This is a genomic window from Enterobacter cloacae complex sp. IR5412 (assembly GCF_049237385.1).
GTDB classification, from domain to species: Bacteria; Pseudomonadota; Gammaproteobacteria; order Enterobacterales; family Enterobacteriaceae; genus Enterobacter; species Enterobacter intestinihominis.
Genome location: NZ_JBMKHQ010000026.1, coordinates 2,721 through 6,478 on the forward strand (window position 1 = coordinate 2,721; position 3,758 = coordinate 6,478).

5 protein-coding genes are annotated in these 3,758 nt (G+C 52.7%); 3 read left to right on the forward strand and 2 right to left on the reverse strand.

Annotated elements, in window-relative coordinates:
• The coding region (gene mucB / locus ACOTX2_RS24360; RefSeq protein ID WP_421625999.1) for a translesion error-prone DNA polymerase V subunit MucB at positions 1-1,204 on the reverse strand (1,204 nt) is incomplete at its 3' end.
• On the reverse strand, positions 1,192-1,632 hold the full coding sequence (gene mucA / locus ACOTX2_RS24365) for a translesion error-prone DNA polymerase V autoproteolytic subunit MucA (RefSeq protein WP_000861760.1): 441 nt from the start codon (positions 1,630-1,632) through the stop codon (positions 1,192-1,194). The genes mucB and mucA, both read right to left, overlap by 13 nt.
• Positions 1,633-2,046: 414 nt before the next feature.
• Between mucA and ardB the strand changes: the two genes are divergently transcribed.
• The 3 genes from ardB to ACOTX2_RS24380 are packed head-to-tail and all read left to right on the forward strand — an operon-like array spanning position 2,047 to position 3,183.
• On the forward strand, positions 2,047-2,472 hold the full coding sequence (gene ardB / locus ACOTX2_RS24370; RefSeq protein ID WP_000447669.1) for an antirestriction protein ArdB: 426 nt from the start codon (positions 2,047-2,049) through the stop codon (positions 2,470-2,472).
• 57 nt (positions 2,473-2,529) lie between these two features.
• Entirely contained in the window at positions 2,530-2,934 is a 405-nt protein-coding gene (gene ardR / locus ACOTX2_RS24375) for an antirestriction protein ArdAB regulator ArdR (RefSeq protein WP_000881513.1), read from the forward strand.
• Between the two features lie 9 nt (positions 2,935-2,943).
• Positions 2,944-3,183, forward strand: a complete 240-nt coding sequence (locus ACOTX2_RS24380) for a hypothetical protein (protein WP_000932975.1) — start codon at positions 2,944-2,946, stop codon at positions 3,181-3,183.
• Positions 3,184-3,758 lie beyond the last annotated feature (575 nt).

Sequence of the window (3,758 nt, forward strand, 5' to 3'; positions counted from 1 at the left end):
GACGGCGCATGGCAAAGGAGTTATCGATGCCCTGGCCTGCAAAAAACAGCTGGCTCTTGCCACGCCGGTTTATGCCATCGAGAACAGCCATTAACGCCTCGCTGCCAGCTGAAGGCGTAGCAGAGTCGAATAAATCCAGCTGGGCCTCCTTTCCGCTGAAATCGGCCAGCATGATCCCTGCTTTTGCATACGCAATATCTTCCCGCCAGATCCGCGCCAGCGCGGCTTGTGCCGCCTGAATTATCGTGCGGCTGTCCTGGGTTGCCACCGTCAGTTTTTCGGTTGCCTGATTGGCATACTGTGTATCACGCACTGAATAAGGACTGGTGCGGATAAAGACGCTTATGACGCGGCAGTATTGCCGCTCATTACGCAGTTTTTCAGCTGCGCGCGCTGCAAATCCGGTGATCGCCTGCTGCATATCCGCCAGGGCTACTACGCGTTGGCCGAATGAGCGCGATACAACAATCTGCTGCTTCGCCGGAGGGTTTTCTTCCAGGCTGAAGCAAGCCTCGCCGCGTAGCTCCCGTACCGTTCTTTCAAGCACAACACCAAACGTCTTACGGATTAGGCGCGTATCTGCCCTGGCTAAATCCAGCACCGTTTTGATCCCCATTGTGGCGAGTGCTTTCTCTGTACGATGGCCGACGCCCCAGACTTCCGCAACCGGCAGGATGCTCATTAATTTCTTCAGTCTGGCGCCATCGTCCAGAGCAACCACCCCGCCAGTAGCGGGCCATGTTTTTGCAGCGTGGTTACACAGCTTCGCCAGCGTCTTAGTACGGGCAATACCGACCCCGCATACCAGCGTTGTGTGTCGCCTGACTTCCTCGCGCAGTTGGCGCCCGAAAGCGTCAAGGCTCATGGCGGCCGTTATCCCTTTGCAGTCAACAAAAAGCTCGTCGATTGAATACTGTTCGACGTGGCTTGCAAGGGACTCAACTACGGCCGCGAACCGGGCCGACATGGAGGCATAGAGAGTGTAATTAGAGCTAAAAATAGCGATGTTATGACGCTCGATTATGGGTCTGACTTTGAAGTACGGATCGCCCATTTTCAGGCCCGCTTTCTTCGCCAGGTAATTACGGGCCACAATGTTGCCGTCATTGTTGGATAAAACGGCCACTGCTCGGTTTGCCAGATCTGGCCTAAATGCCTGCTCACAGCTGGCGTACATGCCATTGACATCAATCAGCGCAAACATACCGGATGCTCGATAAGGGAATGCGTAACCACTCCCCAGATTTCAACGCTCTCATTATCCGGGTCAATGTAGTACACAGGAAAATCTTTGTTCATCGGCATCAGGCAGGGTCTGGGCCTCAGCAGTAGCCGCTTCACGGTAAATTCATTATGGATGCAGGCGACTACGATTGAGCCGTGGCTGGCCGTCAGCGAGCGATCCACAACCAGTACGTCACCATCATGGATGCGGCCATCTTCCATTGACGAGCCAGAAACCCGCAGGAAGTAAGTTGCTGAAGGGTGACGAACACAATACTCATGCAGGTTTAACTCCTGCTTTTCATAGCCCTGGGCCGGGCTGGGGAACCCCGCAGAAATTCTTTGCAGATAAAAAGGGATGCTGTGTACCCGGCTGGCGCCGGAGCTTTCAAAAATATCGACCTTCATAGCGATCTTCCAAATCACTGTTTACTTATACAGTATCGCTGTTATGGTCAGGTTGGCAAGTTTTACAGGTACTCTACTATATGTAGTGCTGCTTCAGCTGCCAACGAACGCTATATATAGTGTTTGTTGGCTTTCTGCTTTCTCAGTGTCCCCTGTAACCGGCCGCGTGGCGGCGGGCTAGCAGGGAGGGGGGTGGCCTGTCGCTCCGGTCAGTCCCGCAGTTTCCGGCGATTTGCCCCCGGTGTCCGGTGGAGTCCGGCGAGGTCGCCTTCCATGCTCTGACGGGCATAAAATTAGGTAAATATAATCCGTACTTGTATTGACTTTAACGCCCCATTGTACGATAATTAAAAAGTGGCAGGTGATGTGCCTGCCGCTTAACCATCGCCGGTATCGGCTTAAAGAGGAAGTATCATGGAAACTATCGAAATCACCGCCCGCTACATTTCTGAAAACGCCCGCATGAACTTCATGCCTGCGGCATTTCGTGGCGCTTTCTTCAGCGCAGATCACTTCATTCAGTCCTTTCTGAATCGTTACGCTAAAGACTACCAGGGAGGGTATTGGGAATACCTTCAGGCCAGCAATGGCGCGTTTTTTATGGAAGCGCCCCAACCTCTTTGGCTCTCGTTACCTAACTATTTTGAAGGTGAATGCAGCGCGCGCGAAGTAGGGATTATTGTTTGTCTGTATGCCTACAGTTACTTTTGCGGGCTGGCATATGAAGAAGGCAAAGCCGAACTGAACGAAACGATGGCTAACCGGTATCACCTGTTGCGGGAGTACGTTAATACGCTGGAGAACGAAAGCCAGAATCGTATTTATCGTGCCATTGATTAACTGATAACCAGGCGGGCAAAGCCCGCCTTATCGTGACTGTCACGCTCAGGGGAAACTATGTTAGCGACACTTCAACACCCTACCGCCTGGCAATTGCCAGATCGGTTAATGCTTTTGGAACTGTTAATGTTCGATTACCGTAATTCCGATCAGGAGCGCTACGGCCAGCAAATCTATCACCACTATCGTAAACAGGGTAATCATCGCTGGGATACTTCTGTTCATCAGGATAGCGGCGGCCAATACGCGATTATTTTCCGGCACTCCTTCAGCAAAAAACAGGCTGATGGCGTTAAGCGAACGATGATCCGCGATGAAACCGTTATACGGGCAGGTACGGCGCAGGAGCTGACAGAAGCGACATTTCCCGACTTCCAGGATAGCGATATTCTGAAGGCGTCGGATTTCTTTAAGTCGCTTATCCAGCGCAAAGCGGCAGACGTAACACAAACCGATATTTGAGGATCAGCGATGCTGAACAAAACCGAAAACAACACCAACATTAGTAGTATCAACCCCTGTTCTACAGAGAGCCTAATAGCCGTGACGGGAAATGATGGAGAGACGCATATCATTCAGCGTGAGTTAATATCCCACTCTGTTGAAGGGCATGAAGCCACAATCATTCACCTTGTAACCGGGAAGTCGATAAGGGTTTCTTTGTCATCTGAAATTCTGGCAAAAAAACTAGGCATTACCGTGTCTGAATAACGGGTTTTGTTGCTTTGTTATAAGGTTTTATCCGTGTGTGGCAGAGTTCTAAAAAGGGAAACGTGAGAGATTATGAATACGATTAGCATAACGGAAATCGTGTTGAGTGTGCTTCTTGCGGGCGCTTTGGGGCCGGTTTTATTACGTCGAAAAAAAGGTCTGCTGTTACTGTTGTTGATTCTGGTCTGCACGATACTTTTGCTTCATGGTGTCACTACGATTTACTGATGTGGTCGAAAATCTTTAAAAGCGAACCCCCGGACGTCACCCCTCCGGGGCCGTTCTGCTGTGCTGCGCATCGAGCCGCTACGCGTCTCGCCCCGCTCACGCGGGCAGCTGCCACTGACGCCTCCGGCCTGCGGCCTCCGCGCTCCGCTTGGCAACCCCTTCCCCTGCTGCCGCTCATTTCCCCTTCAGCCTCCTATCATGATTCGTCTCCTGCATTATCCGTGGATTGTGCAGCTCAGTGGGGCGCTGGCCGTGACGGTGCGGTGTCCCCCGTAACCGGCCGCGCGGCGGCCGCTAACTCGCAGTACGGCGCCGCGACCCGCAGGCGGGCCGCCGTACCCGCGCGC